The sequence below is a fragment of the Actinocrispum wychmicini genome (genome assembly GCF_004345645.1).
Taxonomy (GTDB): Bacteria; Actinomycetota; Actinomycetes; order Mycobacteriales; family Pseudonocardiaceae; genus Kibdelosporangium; species Kibdelosporangium wychmicini.
On sequence record NZ_SLWS01000007.1, the window covers coordinates 83,449 to 102,374 of the forward strand.

Genomic DNA, 18,926 nt, shown 5'->3' on the forward strand with positions numbered 1-18,926 from the left:
GGTAGATGACTGGTCATGATGTGATATGACGATCGCGGTAGACATCGTGGAGTTGCTGGCGGCGAAGTACACGGTGCTGTTGCCGCATCTGGATGAGCGTCAACAGCGGCTGTATCTGGGGTCGGAAGCGCGATCGTTGGGCCATGGGGGCATTGCGGCGGTGGCCCGCGCGGCGGGAGTCAGCCGGCAGACCGTGGCTGGTGGAGTGGCGGAGCTGGAGTCTGGCGAGGTCCCGTTGGGGCGGGCCCGACGGGCTGGTGGTGGCCGCAAACGGTTAGCCGACGTGGATGCGGGACTGCGACCCGCGTTGCTGGCATTAGTCGAGCCGGACACGCGCGGGGATCCGATGTCCCCGCTGCGGTGGACGACGAAATCCACACGGAAGCTGGCCGCCGAGCTCACCCGCCAAGGACACCGAGTCTCGGCGGACACGGTCGCGGACCTGCTGCGTGAGGAGGGGTTCAGCCTCCAGGCCAACGCCAAAACCCTGGAGGGCAGCCAGCATCCGGACCGAGATGCCCAGTTCCGCTACCTCAACGAGCAGGTCAAGGATCACCAGGCCACCGGGAATCCAGTGATCAGTGTGGACACCAAGAAGAAGGAGTTGGTCGGCGAGTTCAAAAATGGAGGCCGAGAGTGGCAGCCCGCGGGTAAGCCGGTGCGGGTGGGTGTCTATGACTTCGTCGATCCCTTGCTAGGCAAGGCGATACCGTACGGGATCTATGACGTCGCGGCGAATGCCGGTTGGGTCAACGTCGGGTGCGACCATGACACCGCCGCGTTCGCCGTTGAGTCGATCCGCCGCTGGTGGACCGGTCAGGGCAAACATGCCTATCCCCAGGCGACACGGTTGCTGATCACTGCGGATTCCGGCGGTTCCAACGGGTACCGCACCCGAGCGTGGAAGATCGAACTGGCGGCGTTGGCCGCCCAGACCGGGTTGACGATCACCGTGTGCCACCTGCCGCCCGGCACGAGTAAATGGAACGCGATCGAACACCGGTTGTTCTCCCACATCACTATGAACTCGCGAGGCCGCCCACTGACCAGCCACGAGGTCATCGTGCAAACCATCACCGCAACCACCAGCCGCAGCGGGCTGCGCGTCCACGCCGAGTTAGATACCGGCACCTACCCGACCGGTGTCCATATCGGTGACGCGGACATGGCCGCCCTGCCCCTCACCCAGCACGCCTTCCATGGCGACTGGAACTACGTCCTGCACCCCACCTTGGACGGCACCTGCCCCGCCGACGATAAGAACCAGAAGGCCGCATCACTCGGGGAATGGAGCCACGACAGGCTGTTCGATCCCGCCCTGACCGGAATGTCCCGGCACCAACTACATACCCTGACCACCACCCTGGCCGCACTGCACGACGAACAACCCGGGACGGGGCGTGGCCGGCCACCGAAACTCCCCTTCCCTGAACAGGTTCTGGCCACCTTGCTCCACCTCCGACTCGGCCTGCCCGCGGAGCCTCTCGCCGTGCTGTTGGGCAGCAGCAGGGCCGCAGTGCACCGCACCTTCCACAAGATCAAGCACCTACTCGACCAGCACGGAACAGCCATCCCACCCGCAACCTCCCCACCCGCCGCACTCACCGCGCTCCAGGCTCGCGTCCTCGAACACGACAACCGCCCCACACGCAAGATCAAATCAGCATGTTGATTCTCTGCAAGCCCTTAGCCAGCCCGCCCTGTGCACCTCCAGCCTCGGGAGGCAGGAACCCATCGTCATCGAGCGAGAACGGCGGGTCGCCTGCCTCACCGCCCCACCGCGGACGAAGCCACCGCCCTACTCGAACACTGAACTCCAACTGCCCAGCCATACCCTACTTATCGCATCTGTCGGCGGTGAGCCACATCCGGACACGCCGAGCGGAACCTATTCGAGACCGAACATCGATGGCGCCACGCCAAAGATCTTGACGAACTATGGCCGACGATATGTTAGCGACTTTCAAGCCCTACGAAAGAGGGTTAACCACGGACACTGACCACCTCAGATCCCGAATACTTTCAAGACTGCAGATCCAAACGGGTTCGAATGCAACAGAACCAATCTAACACAGTCAGAACAACCGGACGAAACCACAACTTATTACGGTCCCGACCGGTGCTTAACGTCGTAGCAGACGCCGCACGACGTAACGGGCGTCTCGGCCGACGCCGCGTAGTGTGGCGGACGAGAAGCTGCGTTGCCATTCGAGTCCCACGTAATCCGAGTCTGGGGTGCGTTGTGGACAGTCCGCGTAGTTGGCGCGGGGTGCCGTCTGCGACGATCGCGTTGAGGTTGTTGAGGTAGGACAGGTCGGGGCGGTAGCCGGTGGCCAGGATGATCATGTCGACGTGTCGCGGGTACCGTCGGCCCAGGTGAGGTGGGTGCCGTCGATGGTGGTGAACAACCTTCGTTGGTCTGGGTGGCCGGCGGTAATGGCGCGGCGGTAACGGCCGTCGTCGTTGACCGGCATGGGTGGCGGGTATGCAACAGTGGCCCGATCGGCGCGGCGTCGAAGCCGGTGATGACCGACCAGAAATGCACCTACCCGGCGACATAGCCGCAGCCCGGAAGTACGGAGTCGACTTGACCTCAGCGTCTGAGCGGACCGAGTTCTATCTAGGCTCTTAGCGACCCTGCAGCGGGCTGTAACGGCCCGGCGTTGCGGATAAGGTCGGGAGGCGTGCTGATCCGATCAGTCTTGCGCCAACTGGGTGCTGATGGTTCTGACCGATGCGCCGGCTGTGTACCGCTCCTCGCCCAGCACGTCGTACATCAACGCGACGAGCTGCCTTCACCGCCGCCCGCGAAGATCGCCGATCTCGACGGGGATGTGTGGATGCGCCAGATACTCGGAAACGGGCGCTGCCGCATGAGCGCGAAGGACCGCCACAGGAACGCGGACAGCATCCACGACTACGAAGGCGTCCAGGTGTGGCCCTTCCTGCTGACCGGGCGCGCACCGACGACCTGCTCGCGGCAGCCCAAGCCCGGCTCGGCCGATGACGAGACGCGGCCCTCCTGGAAACCTGCCCGGCCGCCACCGACCCCAACGCCCGCCTGCGCGACCACCTGGCCACCGACCTGGACACCGAACGCCCTGCTCGCGGTGGACGCATGGGCCAACGACGCCCTGGCAGGCCGCGGCAACGACCCAGACGTCCCAGTCGGCGTCGACCTAAGGTTTCAGGCCGCCCGCCCGCATCAGCGCGTCAATTTGGTTGTCAACGGAGTTGCTGACGTCTTGTGCCGCGGCAAGTCCGTGCATCGACGCGTTGAAGCGGTCGACGTCCTGTTGATCGAGACCTTTTTCGCAGTCCTGGCTGTGTTGCCAGGCCTGCGTGACGAACGTCGTCCATGTTTGCTGAACCCGCTGGTCAGGGACCCGGAAGTAGTGCACTGTCGCCTGCGCGAGATCGGCGATGTCCACGCACAGCGGACGTACTTCGCGCAGATCAGCGACGTTCTTCCCTGCGTCGACCAACTCTTTGACGGCCACGAAAAGCCGGCGCCGGTCGTCGTAGAAGCGATCCATCAGCTTCCCGCCGCCAAAGTCCCGCCAGGCTTGGACCATGAGCGCCTTGGATTGGGCTGACGGTGGTGGATCCGCAACCGCCGGCACGTATTGTTGCATTTGTCTCTGTACATCGACAGGCGTTGGCAGCCGAGAGCTCTGTGGCGATAGTTCAACAACGGTAATTATGGCGGTCCCTACGGTCACCGTGCACAAAATTCCCACGCCGACGCGTCGCGCGAACACTCCGCTCGTGCGATTCTCTTGCGATGTAACGGAACCTGTGGACGCTCGGATTCTGCTCAGCATCGCCACGATAGCCGCCGCGGCGATTCCGAGTAGCAGTGCGATCGACAGTGCGGGGCCCAGGAAGAAATTGTAGAGACCTTTGATCGTACCGGGGCGCCACATACAGGACTGTTCATACACAGTCAGCGACTGGAGGCATCCGTCGAAGGACCAAAGTCCGAAAACCCCGACAAACCCCACAAGTGTTGCGGTCTCGGCCGCGATTAGTGCGGCGAGCAGCCGATAGCGGCTCACCAGTGCACTGGCGACAACCGCGGCCACCGCAGCGGCGATTACCAGCACCGCGAGAATCCACGCCAGGAAAATCATCGCGAAGTCGACAGGAGAGATCGTCGAGCGTAAAAGGGCGTGCATGTGTGCCTGCACACCGACCTGGGCGGCCCAGCACAACACTCCGCCCAGTAGCCCCGGCACCAGCACGCGACGTAACGGTGGCAACGCCGTTGCCCGCAGCATCGCATCGGCGCCGACGTATGGTATGGCCGCTCGTGCCCATCGATGTGGACCTGAGAAGTCACCGACGATCACCGGATGGTTTCCGTTCGGTGCGCGTATCGCCCAGGCCAGCAGCGGCACAATCCAGAGTCCGGCGATCGCCACCGGGCCGAGGGGCGCGACGAACATTTGCCTCAGCACCACAAGGACGACTGCGTACACCGCGTCAATCACCGGCAGGGATCCCGAATGGCCCAGGTCGCGGCCATAGAAACTCGACGCCATGAGGTCACGTGCTCTGTTGATGTCGGACGTCGACAACCCGATGTGCGCCCACCCGGCTGCCAGCGCCACACCTTGCGTCTGCCACCAAAAGAACCACCACGACAGCGCCAGGCACGCAATACCAAGGCACAGCAGCATCACCGGGCGAATCTTCCGCCCTTTCCAGACCCCGCCCCACAATAAGGCGCACTGTGCGATCCACCAGGTGAACGCCGTGGCCGTAAGCACGACGAGCACGAAAACCTCGGGCTCGGCGGGCAACCATTGATTGGACGTGCCTTGGCCCGTGACCACGCCACCTGCCACCATCCCGGCGCCCAGCCACAGCCCTGCCCGCACACCGGAAGGGACGCGACGCGAGGTGAGTACGGCGTAGACGACCGCACGCCACAAGGCGATGCCTATCACGCCCGCGACCAGGCTCGCGGTGGCGATCGCGGCTGCTTGCTCCATCCACCCGGAGAGCAATACGTACTGTGCGAGCAAGTACCACACGTTGGTGTTGATCACCGCGGCGGTGGCTCCGGTGAGGAACATCGGCAAAGCTCGCACACCGAACAGAACGGCGGGATCGGTGAGGGTCTCGCAGCGGAGATCCCACCGAGGATGAATGCTCCACAGTTCGGCGAACGAGCCGAGTACTCGCCGCACGGTTCCGCTGCTGGTGTCCGGCTTAGTAACAGCCGAACCGAGCGGGGCTGCACCCCAGCGGGACGCGGCGAGGTCGGCGTAGATCTCCCTGCTGCGCAACACATCCGACCGCGCGAGATAGACCAGCAGGACCATGACGACGGTGAGCAGCAGACCGCGTGTCAGGATCGGTACCTCGCTGACCCACACCGTGGACTGCGACTCGGTGACGAACCTGGTGACGGACCATCCCACAAAAGGCAGGAGCGACACGGCCAGAAACACTCGCCAAAGGGCAATGGTCAGGTAGGTGATGGTGACGTCGCGGTTGCGGATATGGGCGAACTCGTGCAGGAGAACTGTCCGGAAATGGTCAGGTGCGGTGCGCCTGACCGCGACCAGACCACCGGGTAGACGCACTGTCGGCCGACGATTGCGGCCGAACACCACCGCTCCGGTCGAGGACGATGACGGATCAACGACTACCCGGGGAAGACGAGTCAAGCCCGCAGTGGCGGCAAGGTCCGTCAACAGCCGGCGAAGCCGGCCGTCGTCGTCGATATCTTCCAATGGGACGACACGGCCGCGTCTGGACTTCCAAACAGGCAACATCCAGAACAGGCCACTGGTTATTGCGCACAAAAGAATCAGCCACACGGTGAGCACCCACCAAGACGGTGGCGACGCGTAGTACCGCGTGCAAGCGTCGTACGCCTCCCATTGGAGTCCGCGCTTGTTGATAACGTTAGCGGCGGAGTCCGGCGGGTCGATATTAATCCCGGCGGCGAGTGAGCACCCAAAATCGTCGTAGCTGGAGAAATACAGCAGGATGTACAACGCCATCAGGGTGCTGGTCGCGAAGATCAGTACGGACAGCAACGCGAAACGCACCGTTGTGCCGGCGCCAAGTACTCGCTCGTCGATCTGCGGCCGGGGATGCGACATGCGTTCTCCTAGGTCGGCGTGCCGGATCCGTCCGATCCGTCTGATAAACCGCGCTTGTCGCCTCCTTGCCGGGGCAATGACAGCCTGGCCACTACCACGTCGGCGATTGTCGTCGCTTGCTCCTCGTCCAGGCCCCGCTGGACGGCCGCCGCGAACATCAGTTGCCACAGCTCGGCAAGCTGCTCAGATGTCATCGACGGGAGAAGTACCGGCGCGGACCGCCTGCGGAACACCTTCCGCAGTCCGGCTTTCCCACCCTTGACCGCGCCATCCACGGCCGAGCCCGCGGCCTTCTTGGCCGCTTGGTCAAGCACCAGCCACACCACCGCCGTCACGAAAGTCACCAGATCGGCGGGGCCGAAACCCAACGGTTCTCGCCGCCGGCTCCGCCGCCCCAATCGCCGCACGACTACGCGATCGTCGAATCGGGCCAGGCCATCTACCACGGGCAGTTCTTCGGAGGCGACTTCCGCCACCACATCGCGGACGAGATCACGTACCTTGACCTCGTCCGCAACGTCAGTATCTTTACCGAGAGAATTCGCGTCTGCGCTCACCACGCCCCCCGTGAATCGGCGTTTCGTTTATGGCAAGCCAGTGTGCAGCCTCACACGATAAGCCGGGGGAAGCTCGGCGAGAATTCACTCTAACGGCCCTCAGGACGGGTGGGGACCTGGGCCGGGGCCGCCGGGACGGCGGCGGAGGTAGTGCTCGAACTCGACGGCGATGGCGTCGCCGCTGGTTTTCGTTGAGCGACATGTCGGCGTCGCTGCGTTCCTCGGACGCTCGGCTACTTGCCCCCTGGCCGTAGTTCGGGAGTCTTGGGCCATGTGCTGAAGCTCCGTGTCTGATTGAGGTACACACCGTGGGGCGCCGGCTGCCAACGAGTAGATCAATCCACTCACGATCAGGTGTTCCGTTAGGCGATCGTTCAAGGGAACACCGACGCGGATGTGAAGGTCCGAAGTCGCGTGCACTGCCAGACCATCACGCGCTCCGCAGCCGACGCAGGCGACCATGACCGGGCAGCGGCTCGTGTTGAGCAACGCATCGTCCGGGTACGCATCGGCGACGAGATCAGCCTCGGGTGCAACCGGTCCCACGCCCTCGCGGTCGCGGTGCCGTACAGACGCGTGTCGGTGCTGGTTGCCACATCCGGCTTGCTCCAGGTGTGGGGTCACCGACGGCGAATTCTATGCTGTGCTTGGGCGGACGGCCGCCGATCGGGTTGCGGACCCTGGGCGGTGTCGCGCGGCGTAGCACCGGTCCGAGCGCATCCGCCCGACGATCTGCACCGGCAGGTCGCCCAGCAGCCACGCGATGCAGGGAGCGTCGTAGTCGGCATCCAGCACCACCAGGATCTCTGGATCGCCTTGGCGCCAGTGGCCAGCGTCGATCTGGCGCAGCACGACGTCGCGGATCTGGTCGGTGGTGATCGCGGCGACGTCCGCGCCGGGCGCCAGCCGGATCGCGTCCAGGGGGTCGAGACTGGTGAGATCGCCTATTCAACTGTCGCCAGTACTCGGGGTCTGTAGCCGTGAGTGATCACCTGGGGCGTAGCGGCTCCAGGTCGCATCGGCTTGGGTGGCGATCCGGGTCGCGGTGTTCTGGTGGTAGCCGAGGGCGTCGGCGACGACAGGTGCTGGCATGTCGAGGACGTGCTGGCGGATGGCCGAGGTTCGGCCGGTCGTGGTGGGGATGCCGAGCTCGTTGACGAGGGCGGCGAGCCACTCGGAGTGCATCGGCTGGCCAGCGCGGCCGCCGGGGAACAGCCTGCGCGAGTTCGGGTTGGTGGCGGTGTTCATGTTGTCCCGCTTGCTGATCCACTCGATCAGAAGTTCCGCGACGGGCGCGGGGACTGGTGACGGCGGCTCGCCGAGACGCAGCAGCACCTGATCACCGTCTCGGATGACATCGTCGACGGTGAGCCGCACGATCCTGCTGACCCGCTGTGCGTAGAGCAGGACGATCACTCCGGCGACCCGAGACCGCAGCGGGAGATCCCGGTCGGTGAGCAGCTGCCCCAGCAGGGCCATCCGCTCGTGCTGCGGCAGCGGGGCGTTCCGCTTGACCGACGGGCCGGGCAACCGCAGTGACCGGGTGAGCTTGCTGGTCATGGCCCAGAGCAGGAGGCTACGGACCCGGTTGCGTTCATGCTCGCCGTGTTCGGCGTGCCAGGTGTCGATGTCGGCCTGACGGCAGGATTCGAGGGTGCGCTGCTGCTGGGTGAGCCAGGTGAGGAACTGCGTGGCCAGTTTGATCTGCTCGCCGGCGAAACGTCGGTTGGCCGAGGTGAGCGACTTGTTCTCGGCGCGGGTCCGCAGGCGTGGCAGGACCTCCCAGCTGGCGAACCGGTGGAGGAGCTGGGTGTGGGCCGGGTCGGTCACTGTGTCGAGATGGCCGATCAGCCAGCGCTCCAGCGAGCAGATCTGCTTGTCCAGCCGGGGCAAGGCGCCGCAGGCCATGAGGAGCTCGCGCAGGTGGGCGGCTGCCCGCCAAGGGTGGAGGGTGTGGAACGCCTCGTGGGTCAGCGCGATCTCGTCGTGGCCGAGCCGCCGCAACAGCGATTCGGGCTGGCCCTTGCATTTGTAGAGCCAGTTCAGGATCGACGACGGGCGCGGCGCGCGCCCGGTTGTGGCAGACGTGGCCGTCCGGCCAGCTCGGCTTTGTGTCGACGGCGCCCGCAGCGGCAGCAGTTGGTGATGAACCAGCGTTCGTACTGCTCGTCGGTGACCTGTATAGATTCCTAATAGGTTTGCCCCGCGTTGACGGGGCGGCGCTCAGCACGGGATCTCGACAAAGTTGAATGAGCCCTCGAGACGATGGAAAGTTCTTAGCAACGTTTCGTGGTCTGACGCAGCAGCGAAGACTCGTGCCAGGGTGCCAGCGACAGTTCCGTCCTCCCATCGCGGACAGTCACCCGCTGAATATTTAATGTAAGCACTTTTAGCTCCTGGGAAGGACAGGACCTCGTCGGGTGTCGGTGCGTGCACCACCTCAAGCGGTTCGGAAGCGATCTGCGGCAGCAGGATGGCTGCATAACGTTCAGGATCCTTCATGCGAGCAGGCTGCCGGCCTACCGAGATGTCCGCCAAGGCGTCGACTACGTCGTAGTCGGCCGCGTAGAAGAGCTGCTCACTCACGCCGCCGCCGATGCGGCAGTTCACTTCAATGATCCGTGGCCCGTCCGCTGTGAACTTGAACTCTATGTGAGTGGCGCAGTTCTTCAAACCGAGGGCTTGGATTGCATCAGCGGCGGCTGCATGCAGTGTCTCAATATCCGCCTCAGGCAATACGGAAGGGAGAATTCCGCCATTCTCTCGAAACGTTGGAGTGAGCGGCAACTTGTCTGTCACGGCCAGATGCTCGGTCCGTCCATCGAATGTGATCGATTCTACGCTCGCGTAGTCTCCGTATCGGTCATCTGAGTGCTTGTTGACACCTATCAGCCGGTCTTCCAGAATAAACGTGGATGTTTTACCTCCACGACTGTCGCGGTCGTGGGCCGCGCGCGCCAATTCCCATACGGCCGGTAAGTCGGTGCTGTCGTCGATAAGATATGTCGCGAGGCTACCAGCGCCAGTGACGGGTTTGAGAATCGCCGGTAACCCGACTCGACGGCACGCTTCTTTCAGCTCGGTGCCGGTTCGCACTCGGGCATACCGAGGAACCGGTACGCCAGCGGCTGCCAGTAGCTTGCGCTGTTCGTACTTGTCCCGCATGGCATTTATCGCCTGCACTGGGTTGGCGGGTAGGCCTAATTCTAACGCGGCAGTGTACGCTTCAATTACGCGTAGCTCACTGAAGCAGAGAATGCCATCGGATTGTTCGGAGTGCGCATATTTTTTGATCAGTTCAGTCAGATCATCGCCTGTATTGAACGTGAACTGACGGCACTTCCACCGAGCAAACAGATCACGTTTATGGTCGTCTATCAGTGGATCACCCGCAGGCGCCCACAGAATTGTGAGATCGTGCCCATCGCAGAGTCGAGGGACGAACCATTCAGGTGTTGGACCGCCAGGTCCATCGACGCAGATAAGCGTACGGCTGGTAGCTGTCACGTTGTCCTCTTCGGTGCAGAAAAGTGTGTCGCAAACACGCAAGAAGCCCCTTCCTTACCAACCACCTGGTGGCGTTCTTGGTCCGATCTTACTTGATTGCAGGATTGCCTATGGAAGATACTTAGGTTTGGTAAAAGCAGTAGCTAGCACGTATTCTACCAGTTGCGGATAGTCAATTCTGGCAGCACGCGCCATGGTCGCCAAATTTCCCTGGAGGGACAGTCCTGGAACGGTGTTGATTTCAAGTATTGCAATTTGCCCGTTGGGGCCGATGAGAAAGTCCACCCGTGACACGCCATGTGCACCTATCATTCGATGCGCTCTCACCGCATACTTTTGAAGTCTAAACGCCATGCCGGGCGGGAGGTCTGCAGGGCACTGCTCCCTGCGTTGTTGGATGTCGTGTTTGGCCGTGTAGTCGTAGAACTCACGATCCGTATCGACAGTGAGGACTGGCAACGGCTGGAGGACACCACCTACTTCCAACAGTCCCACAGTGCACGGAGTTCCTGCGATATATTCTTCGACTATGTACTGGTTGTAGTCATTTTCGCTGCAAGACTCAAGGGCGTACTGGAGGGCGAATTCGTTCTGAACGATCGAGGCATCTAGGCTGCCACCTCCCGAAGTGGGCTTTACGAAGGCGGGCCAGCCTAGACTGAGGCCGGCGGAGGCTGCGGTAACGATTGTGGAGATGCTGCGGTCGACTTCCATCCAGCGGGGCGTGTCGAGCGAGTTCATCGTAGCCAATTTCTTGAACGTTGGCTTGTGCATTCCTACGGCTGACGCCATGACACCCGAACCGCTATACGGTATGCCGAGCGTTTCTAGGGCTCCTTGTATCTTGCCATCTTCGCCTCCCGGCCCGTGGAGCGCCAGGAATGCCACGTCAATGTCTGCCTTGAGGTGGGTTATATCTATGTCAGCGAGGTCGAGCAGGGTAACGTTCCATCCGTTACTTGACAGTGCTTTGCTTGCCGATTCCCCGGAGGCCAGTGACCCAGCGCGCTCAGGTGAGGTTCCTCCGTATATTACGCCGACACGTACATCTTTGGGTTGTATATTCGACATCATTTCCCTTCCCTCGTTGGTCAGTTGAGGGCAGCCGCGCGACTTCTGATTGCTGGGGCGAGAACCCTTTGACCAGCTGCGGCTCCCAGGCAGAGCAAGAGACAGGCGACCCAGAGATAATTGGGCCCGATGCTCAAAAGGCGCGATCCGAGCAATGGCGCGAGCGCGAAAGTTCCGGACCAGACTACTCCGTACAGCCCGAAGTAAGTTCCGTCTATACCGCGGGGAGACAGACTGGCGATTATAGACTGGTTCACCGAGGTGACAGCGATTTCACCGAGGGTCCATATTACGACGGAGCCTGTATACGAAACGAGAGATGTGGCGAAAACGTTGGAGCCAAACCCAATACCCAGGACAACCATGCCGAGAATCAGAATCCGACTGTGGTCATATCGGGCAAATATTGGACCAAGAAGCGGTTGCACTGCGATAATCACCAGCGCGTTTGCAGTGATTACGATACCGTAGGAATTTACTGCCAGGCCCGACCGTTCCATTGCCATCGGCAAAGTGGTGGTAGCCTGCCCGAAGACGATCCCGAAGGGGAGCCAGGACAGTATGTAATGCAGCGCCAAGCGATCCTTCAAAGCGGTACGTAGGTTCGGACTCTTCACGCGTCTTGGCTGATGCGCATTGAATCGTCGAGACATTACCCATACGAGAACTCCGCAAAGGATACTCGCGACCGAGTTGATGAGAAAAAGTAGATGGTATCCGAGATTTGCTAGAACCCCGCCGGCTGACATCGATACGGCATACCCGAGGTTCACTGCCCAATAAAGGAGTCCGTAAGCCCGAGGTCGGTCGCTTGGCGATGCAGTTTCTTTGACAAAGACCGCAGAGGCCGGCTTGTATATCTGTGAAGCTGCCCCCGTCAGGAAGGAGAACACAACTACTGCGGTCAAATTTCTGCTGGAACCAAGGAGGAACAGGGTCAACCCATTGGTGATCATGCCGCCAAAAAAAGTTGCCCGGGGCCCAAGATGATCGGTGAGAAAACCTCCAATAAGGTGGGAAACGATGCCGCCTGATCCCTGAATTGTTAAGATCAGTCCAGCCATGCCTATCGCCATCCCGCGATCGTTTACCAAATAATAGGTTAGGAACGGAGCTACCATTGCCCCTGATTGGGCTACCAGTGTTCCTACCCATAACATCCAGAACGAGCGCGGGAGGCCTCCTATGAATTGCTGCTTCCGCAATTGGACATCATCGGCGCCAATGACATCTTCCGCACATGCGGCACGTTTACTAAACACAGCGCTCCCAGGCGAGAATTAGAATGGGCATCCCCGTTTCCGGTCGGCTCGACTTTGAACTCTTCGGGCATGCTAGCCGGGTGTTTCGCACATTAAGATGGTTGGGTCGGAATGGGAGTTCGCCTTGATCATCTTATCGTGGCGGGATGCACACGGCCTCTGACGGCGGCCAGGGGCGATCGCCGAGCCAACCTCAGCGGAGTCGAATTTCGGTAGCCCTCTAGCAGGAGGTCACCGACGCCATGCAGAGACGACGATCCGTCCCTGCATGGCGGGTTTCGGCTCGCGAGGCACGATCTGCATTCGTGGACGGCGCAATGATTTTGCACGGTCGTGGGCTCGACAACGATCGCGCGCACGAGCCCGGTATTACCACGTCGTGCGAGACGGGTAGCGGGTCGGCCGGGTCGAGGAGTTTCTGGGCGCGTTGTACCGCGTCGCCGGTGGTGGCATCGCCATCGATCCCGAGGTCGTCGGGCAGTTGCTGGTCGGGACCCGGCCGGATCCGCGGCTGGAACGGCTGACCGCCCGCGAACGCGACGTGCTGGCGTTGATGGCGGACGGTCTGGGCAACGCCGCTATCGCCGAACGGCTCGTCGTCATCGAAAGCGCCGTGCACAAGCATGTCCGGCATGTCTTCGCCAAACTGTAGCTGGCCCCGACCGACCGTTCGGACCGGCGCGTCACGGCCGTACTGCGCTACCTCAGGGACATCGAGCGCCGCGACTCCTGAACGATTGTCCCGTGCCGCCGAGCTGTCCGCGTGCGTGACTACCCCAATCCCGGTACGGCAGGCGCTACCGGGATTGGGGTGCGCGGCGATGGCCGGACTTCAACGCCCGGTGGTACCGGCGGCGGTTACTCAGTCAACGCAATTGCCGTCCAGGAAACAGCCGGCGACGTCACGGGAGCCGTCGACCATTCCGGTCCATTTGGTCGAGCCGCTGCCGTAGGACCGCGCCGACCAGTACAGCCGGTTGTTCCAGCCGTCCCGCGCGTAGTAGTCCCATCCCTTGGGCAGGCTCTCCACGCGGACCCATTTCGCGCCGCAGTGCCGGCTGTACCGGACCTCCATTTGGACGCCGTCCACGATGCCCCCGACGGTGGTAATCGCGTCCTTGCCGCAGGAACCGAAGGTGTTGGGGTCCTTGCCCCAGCAGCTGCCATTGCAGGGGCCCGTCCAACTGGGCTGCACCGGCGACTGGGTCGCCGCCTCCGCCGGACTCGCCGCCAGGAACCCGGAAAGCGCGAGCGCCGCGGCCGCGCCGGCCAACGCGAACCTTTGCCCGCCCCTGGTGATTCTTTGGGTGAAAACCCTTTCGGTCACGATGATTCCCCTCGGTGTCGGTGGACCTTGCGCACATCGGCAATGGGCCCGTCGAAGCGGGGCCGGTCGCCCCCTGCGAACCACTGTGCTGGACCCGCCGGGGACAACGGTGGAGGATTTCTGTAATCGGCCGGTCAGCACTGCTATATCTGGTGGCGACACGGACCTGAGGGGGGCCGGTGAACATCGAGCTACAGGTGTTGGGCGGGGTCGAGGTCCTTGTGGACGGCCAACCGGTGGATGTCGGTCATGCCAGGCAGCGATGCGTGCTCGCGGTGCTCGCGGTGGCGGCCAACCGCACCGTGTCCCTGGATCAACTGGTGGAGCGGGTATGGGCGGAGCGAGCGCCCGCACGGGCCCGCGACACGGCGCACAACTATCTGTCCCGGCTTCGTCGGGCCCTCGCCGGCGCCGAGGGCGTGGCGATCGTGCGCCGCACCGGCGGTTACCGGTTGACACTGGACGAGCGGTCCGTGGACCTGCATCTGTTCCGTCACCTGGTCGCCACGGCCCGCGAGACCTCGGACGACAGTCTGGCGCTGGACCTGTACGAACGGGCGTTGGGCCTGTGGCGGGGCGAGCCCTTCACCGGCCTGGACACCCCTTGGCTGGCCGGCGTCCGCCTCCAGCTCGCCGCCGAACGCACCACGGTGCGGTCCGAGCACATCGACCGGGCGTTACGCGCCGGCCGGCACGCATCGGTGCTGGCCACGCTGCGCAGCTGGGTCACGCACAACCCGTTGGACGAAAACCTCACCGGCCAGTTGATGCTCGCGCTGTACCGGTCCGGCAGGCAGGCCGAAGCGCTCAAGGCGTTCCGGGACCTGCGCGCCGCGTTGGCCGCCGAACTCGGCGTCGATCCCGCACATCCGCTGGAGCGGCTGCACCAGCGAATGCTGACCGGTGACCCGGTACTGACCGCGCCACCGGCGCCCGATCTGGGCGGCGGGTCCGTGCCCCGGCGCGGCCCATCGCCCACGGTTCCGGGTGCGCGGGGCCCGGCCGCGCTGCCCACGCCGGCGGAACTGCCCGCGGACACCCGGCATCTCGTCGGCCGCTCGGTGGCCCTGGCGGAACTGGACGGATCCCTTCTCGACACGCGGGGCAGACCGTCCGTCCTGCACGTTCGCGGCATGGCGGGGGTGGGAAAAACCGCGCTGGTCGTGCACTGGTCGCATCGGATCGCCGGTCGGTTCCCGGACGGTCAGCTGTTCGTCGATCTCTGCGGGCACGCTCTCGTGCCACCCCGCGAATCGGGTGACGTCCTGACGCATTTCCTGGTCGCGCTTGGGGTTCCGCTCAACCAGATCCCCTTCCAGGCCGTGGACCGGGCCGGGCTGTACCGGTCGACCCTGGCGGGCAAGCGGGTCCTGATCGTGCTGGACAACGCGGTGTCCGCCGAACAGGTTCGACCGCTCCTGCCGGGCAGCGCCAGTTGCGCGGTGGTCATCACCAGCAGGAACGAACTCGACGGGCTGATCGTCAGCCATGACGCGCATCCCGTCACCCTGGACGTCCTCTCCGACGCCGACGCGCGGCACCTGCTCACCGTCGCCCTCGGGCACCATCACCTGACCGCCGAGCCGGCTGCGATGGCCATCCTGGCGCGGCTCTGCGGCAACCTGCCGTTGGCGTTGCGCATCGTCGCGGCCCACCTGACCGGCCGCGACAACCGGGTGCGACCCCTGATCGACCGGCTGAGCCGCGACGGGCGGCTCGACGTCCTCCAGATCGCCAACGATCCGCACCTCGCGGTCCGCACCGCGCTCGACCTGTCCTACCAGACCCTCGACCCACCCGCGCGGCAACTGTTCCGGCGTTGCGGCCTCGCACCGGGCGATCTCGACGAGCACGTCGCGGCCGCGCTGCTCGATGTCCCGCCGGCCGAGGCGGCGCTGGTACTGGACCGGCTCGCCCAGGCCCACCTGATACAACGGGACAACGCCGGCCGGTACCGGGTGCATGACCTGGTCCGCGAGCACGCCGCGGAACTCTGCGACACCGAGGAAACCGACGACGAACGGCTGGCCGCGCTCGGCCGCGTGCTCGCCTGGTACCTGCGCACCGCGGACCAGGCCGATCGGACCCTCGCGCCCTACCGGCCGCGCCTCGACCTGCCGCCCGACACGCCGACATCGCCGCCGCCGCTGGAGTTCGCCGGCCATGACGGGGCGTTGGCCTGGTGCGTCGCCGAACAGGGCACGCTCGCCACCGCGACCCGCCTGGCGGCGCGACACGGCCTCCATCACCTTGCCTGGCGGATTCCCGCCGCCCTGCACCAGTTCAGCCTGCTCTGCCAGGGTCGCCCCGAGGTGAGCGCGTGCTTCCGGATGGGCCTGGACTCGGCCCGACAGGCCGGTGACCACCCCGGCATCGCGGCCATGCTCTACGGACTGGGCCTGGCGCTGGAGCAGACGACGCGGTTGACCGACGCCGCCGCGCACTACCAGCAAGCCCTGGAGCACTTCCGCGCGGGGACGATCCGGTGGGGCGAGGCGGTCGTGCTCAACAGCCTCGGCACGGTATCCCGCAAGCTCGGGCGCCTCGACGCCGCCGTGGACTGCTTCCGCCGATCCTCGGCCGTCTTCACCGAACTCGACATTCGCTGGGGCGTCGGGCTCAACCTCTACAGCCAGGCCGAAGCCCACCGCCAGGACGGGAAGATCGACGAAGCCCTTCGATGCTACCGGGAATCGGTGGTGATCAGCCGCGAATCGGGCTCCGCCTGGGGAGAGGCGGTGGGACTGGTGCGGATCGCGGACACGTACCACCAGGACGGCCGGGTGGCCGATGCCCTGACCCACTACGAACGCGCCCTCACCGTCGGCGGTGATACCGGCGACCAGGCCGGCAAGGCCGTCGTCCTGACCCAGTGCGGCCGCATGGCCAAGGAACTGGGCCGCGACCGCGACAGCGCCGACTACTGGACCAGGGCGGTCGCGATCTTCGATGAACTCGGCGACGAACGCGCCGCGGAAATCCGTACCCTGCTCGGGTCGTCGGACGCCGCGCCGGACACCTGAGGAGGGTCCCGTCGACGCGGGTGCGGGGCCGATCGGTGCGATCGGCCCCGCACGGTTTCCGCGTCGCCGCAGCGCACCGGGGGTCAGCCCACGGTGTACCGGGTAGGGCAGCCCGACCAGTTCGTTCGCCGAGGGCTCGGTGGCTCCCGAGTGGTTGAAGTCAAAATCGGTGATCTGTGCAATCGTCACCTACACCCGTCCCGGCGACCTCGTCCTGGACCCGGACTGCGGCGCCGGCACCGTCCTGGTTGAGGCGCTGCGCGCCGGCCGACACGCGCTCGGACTGACCGCCCGCACCCGGTCGTGGACCCTCGCCCGCGCCAACATCACCGCCGCCAAAGCCGCGGGTGCGTGGCGCGACGGCTCGGTCCTCGACGCCCGTCCGAAGGTTCTCGCGACAGTCCGGGCCGCTGGCCTGATCGGGCGAGTCGGACTGGTCCTGACCGCCCTGCGCACCGCACCCGACGGACCGACGCACCGCGCGCCGGGTCCGGATTGCGATCCCGACATCGCCGTCGATCCGGCCATCGCCGACCTCGCCGCCACCCTGCTCTACTGCGAGCTGGACGCCAGCCCGCAGCACGCGTTCGAGCATCCGCCAGGTCAGCACGGGTTTGGTCGCGAACTCGACCTCAGCATCGATTCCGGGTGGGCGGCCTCGTAGTCGTCCCGATCGTGTCCTGGCGGACAAGGCGTACACCTCGAAGGCCAACCGCGATCATCTGCGCCGCCGCGGGAGCCGGGCGACGATCCCGAGCAAGGTCGATCAGGATGCCAACCGGCGCAAGAAGGGATCGAGGGGCGGCCGGCCGCCGGCCTTCGATCCCGAGATCTACAAACAGCGCCACGCCGTGGAGTGCGGCATCAACCGGCTCAAACGCCACCGAGCCGTGGCCACCCGCTACGACAAACTGGCCGTGCGCTACGAAGCCACCGTCCACATCGCCGCGATCAACGAATGGCTCTGACCGACTTCGATACAGGCTCTAGGCCGTGTTTCAAAGGCGTAGCCACTCGTTGATCACCGCAACATGCACGGTTGCTTCATAACGGACCGCGAGCTTGTCGTATCGGGTGGCCACGGCACGGTTGCGCTTGAGCCGATTGATCCCGCACTCCACCGCGTGGCGCTGCTTGTAGATGTCCGGGTCGAAGGCCGGTGGCCTGCCACCGGCCTGTCCCCGGTTCTTGCGATGGCGTACCTGATCACTCTTCTGCGGGATCGTGCACCGAATACCCCGACCACGCAGATAGGCACGGTTCGCGCGAGACCCATACGCCTTGTCGGCCAGCACCCGATCCGGCCTCGTGCGAGGCCGACCACAGCCCACCCGCACCACCCGAATCCGCCCCAACACCACCCGAAACTGGGGCGAGTCACCCCGCTGCCCCGCAGTCACCACCACCGCCAACGGCTTCTGCCCCTGTTCCACCGCCAGATGCACCTTGGTGGTCCACCCACCCCGCGACCGCCCCAACCCGTGATCAGCCGGTTCGGGCTCGCCGACCCCACCAGGCGGCTGCTTCTGGTCCCCACCATCGGTCCGCGCACCCGCGGCATGCTGATGCGCCCGATTGATCGTGGAATCCACACTCACATCCCAGATGATCAGCCCAGCCGAATCGGCCTGCGCCTGCAACCCGGCGATGATCAGCACCCACACCCCGGTTCGCTGCCAACGCCGAAACAGCCCATACACGGTTTGCCAGCAGCCGTATCCGGTGGGACGTCTCTCCAGGGCGATCCGACCCGTATCCGCCACCGGATCCCGTCGATCAACTGTCGTTTGGTCCACTTCGGTGGGCGGCCAGGCTTCTTCCCGACAGGCAGCAGCGGTTCGAGCACCGCCCACTGCGCGTCGGTCAGGTCGGCTCGGCCCGTCGCCGCTACGCTGGCCACGAGGTCTCCGGTATGCGTGATCGTCTTGGTCGATGATCGATCTACCGGAGACCTCGTCTATTTGATCAACGACACGCCGATCCGAACAGCCTCACACGTGTCTTCCCTGGTCAGGTCAATGAAACACGGCCTAGTGATGAGACGACATCGACACATGGCG

At 64.3% G+C, this 18,926-nt stretch carries 14 protein-coding genes and 1 pseudogene; 5 read left to right on the plus strand and 10 right to left on the minus strand.

Going from position 1 to position 18,926, the window contains the following annotated elements; translation table 11 throughout:
* Positions 1 to 25: 25 nt before the first annotated feature.
* On the plus strand, positions 26 to 1,672 hold the full coding sequence (locus EV192_RS30755; RefSeq protein WP_132121667.1) for an ISAzo13 family transposase: 1,647 nt from the start codon (positions 26 to 28) through the stop codon (positions 1,670 to 1,672).
* 670 nt (positions 1,673 to 2,342) lie between these two features.
* Here the strand turns inward: EV192_RS30755 and EV192_RS56920 are convergent.
* The 8 genes from EV192_RS56920 to EV192_RS30795 all read right to left on the minus strand — a co-directional run bounded on the left by EV192_RS56920 (position 2,343) and on the right by EV192_RS30795 (position 12,414).
* The gene (locus tag EV192_RS56920) at positions 2,343 to 2,474 is read right to left on the minus strand and encodes a hypothetical protein (protein WP_279494518.1); all 132 of its coding nucleotides are present in this window, start codon (positions 2,472 to 2,474) and stop codon (positions 2,343 to 2,345) included.
* A gap of 705 nt (positions 2,475 to 3,179) precedes the next feature.
* Complete coding sequence (locus tag EV192_RS30765) at positions 3,180 to 6,119, minus strand: M56 family metallopeptidase (RefSeq protein WP_132121669.1); 2,940 nt, start codon at positions 6,117 to 6,119, stop codon at positions 3,180 to 3,182.
* Positions 6,120 to 6,127: 8 nt separating this feature from the next.
* Positions 6,128 to 6,676 carry a hypothetical protein gene (locus EV192_RS30770; protein ID WP_132121671.1) on the minus strand — a complete coding sequence of 183 codons (549 nt, stop codon included), beginning with the start codon at positions 6,674 to 6,676 and terminating at the stop codon, positions 6,128 to 6,130.
* Positions 6,677 to 7,312: 636 nt separating this feature from the next.
* Positions 7,313 to 7,624 carry a transposase gene (locus EV192_RS57470; protein WP_207926329.1) on the minus strand — a complete coding sequence of 104 codons (312 nt, stop codon included), beginning with the start codon at positions 7,622 to 7,624 and terminating at the stop codon, positions 7,313 to 7,315.
* Positions 7,625 to 8,680, minus strand: a complete 1,056-nt coding sequence (locus tag EV192_RS30780) for a site-specific integrase (protein ID WP_207926299.1) — start codon at positions 8,678 to 8,680, stop codon at positions 7,625 to 7,627.
* A 219-nt stretch (positions 8,681 to 8,899) separates the two neighbouring features.
* On the minus strand, positions 8,900 to 10,183 hold the full coding sequence (locus EV192_RS30785) for an ATP-grasp domain-containing protein (RefSeq protein WP_132121673.1): 1,284 nt from the start codon (positions 10,181 to 10,183) through the stop codon (positions 8,900 to 8,902).
* A 108-nt stretch (positions 10,184 to 10,291) separates the two neighbouring features.
* Positions 10,292 to 11,257, minus strand: coding sequence for a D-alanine--D-alanine ligase family protein (locus tag EV192_RS30790; protein ID WP_132121675.1), 966 nt, complete (start codon positions 11,255 to 11,257; stop codon positions 10,292 to 10,294).
* A 17-nt stretch (positions 11,258 to 11,274) separates the two neighbouring features.
* Positions 11,275 to 12,414, minus strand: coding sequence for an MDR family MFS transporter (locus EV192_RS30795; RefSeq protein WP_279494627.1), 1,140 nt, complete (start codon positions 12,412 to 12,414; stop codon positions 11,275 to 11,277).
* Positions 12,415 to 12,910: 496 nt separating this feature from the next.
* On the opposite strand from EV192_RS30795, the pseudogene EV192_RS56125 reads away from it, so the two are divergent.
* Positions 12,911 to 13,249 (plus strand): annotated as a pseudogene (locus EV192_RS56125) (LuxR C-terminal-related transcriptional regulator); the annotation flags it as partial.
* Between the two features lie 129 nt (positions 13,250 to 13,378).
* Here the strand turns inward: EV192_RS56125 and EV192_RS54145 are convergent.
* Positions 13,379 to 13,843 carry a DUF2690 domain-containing protein gene (locus tag EV192_RS54145; protein ID WP_165960687.1) on the minus strand — a complete coding sequence of 155 codons (465 nt, stop codon included), beginning with the start codon at positions 13,841 to 13,843 and terminating at the stop codon, positions 13,379 to 13,381.
* 179 nt (positions 13,844 to 14,022) lie between these two features.
* Here EV192_RS54145 and EV192_RS30810 point away from each other — a divergent pair, with 179 nt between their 5' ends.
* The 3 genes from EV192_RS30810 to EV192_RS30820 all read left to right on the plus strand — a co-directional run bounded on the left by EV192_RS30810 (position 14,023) and on the right by EV192_RS30820 (position 17,834).
* Positions 14,023 to 16,866, plus strand: coding sequence for an AfsR/SARP family transcriptional regulator (locus EV192_RS30810; protein ID WP_132121681.1), 2,844 nt, complete (start codon positions 14,023 to 14,025; stop codon positions 16,864 to 16,866).
* A 169-nt stretch (positions 16,867 to 17,035) separates the two neighbouring features.
* The gene (locus EV192_RS56130) at positions 17,036 to 17,530 is read left to right on the plus strand and encodes a TRM11 family methyltransferase (RefSeq protein ID WP_165960688.1); all 495 of its coding nucleotides are present in this window, start codon (positions 17,036 to 17,038) and stop codon (positions 17,528 to 17,530) included.
* Positions 17,481 to 17,834, plus strand: a complete 354-nt coding sequence (locus EV192_RS30820; RefSeq protein ID WP_424923402.1) for a transposase — start codon at positions 17,481 to 17,483, stop codon at positions 17,832 to 17,834. The genes EV192_RS56130 and EV192_RS30820 overlap by 50 nt, the downstream gene beginning before the upstream one ends.
* 30 nt (positions 17,835 to 17,864) lie before the next feature.
* Here EV192_RS30820 and EV192_RS30825 read toward each other — a convergent pair.
* Positions 17,865 to 18,766 (minus strand): IS5 family transposase gene (locus EV192_RS30825; protein ID WP_243727184.1). Its coding sequence is split into 2 segments (ribosomal slippage): positions 17,865 to 18,586 and positions 18,586 to 18,766, totalling 903 coding nucleotides; the frame shifts between segments, so codons are not numbered across the junction.
* Positions 18,767 to 18,926: the final 160 nt, after the last annotated feature.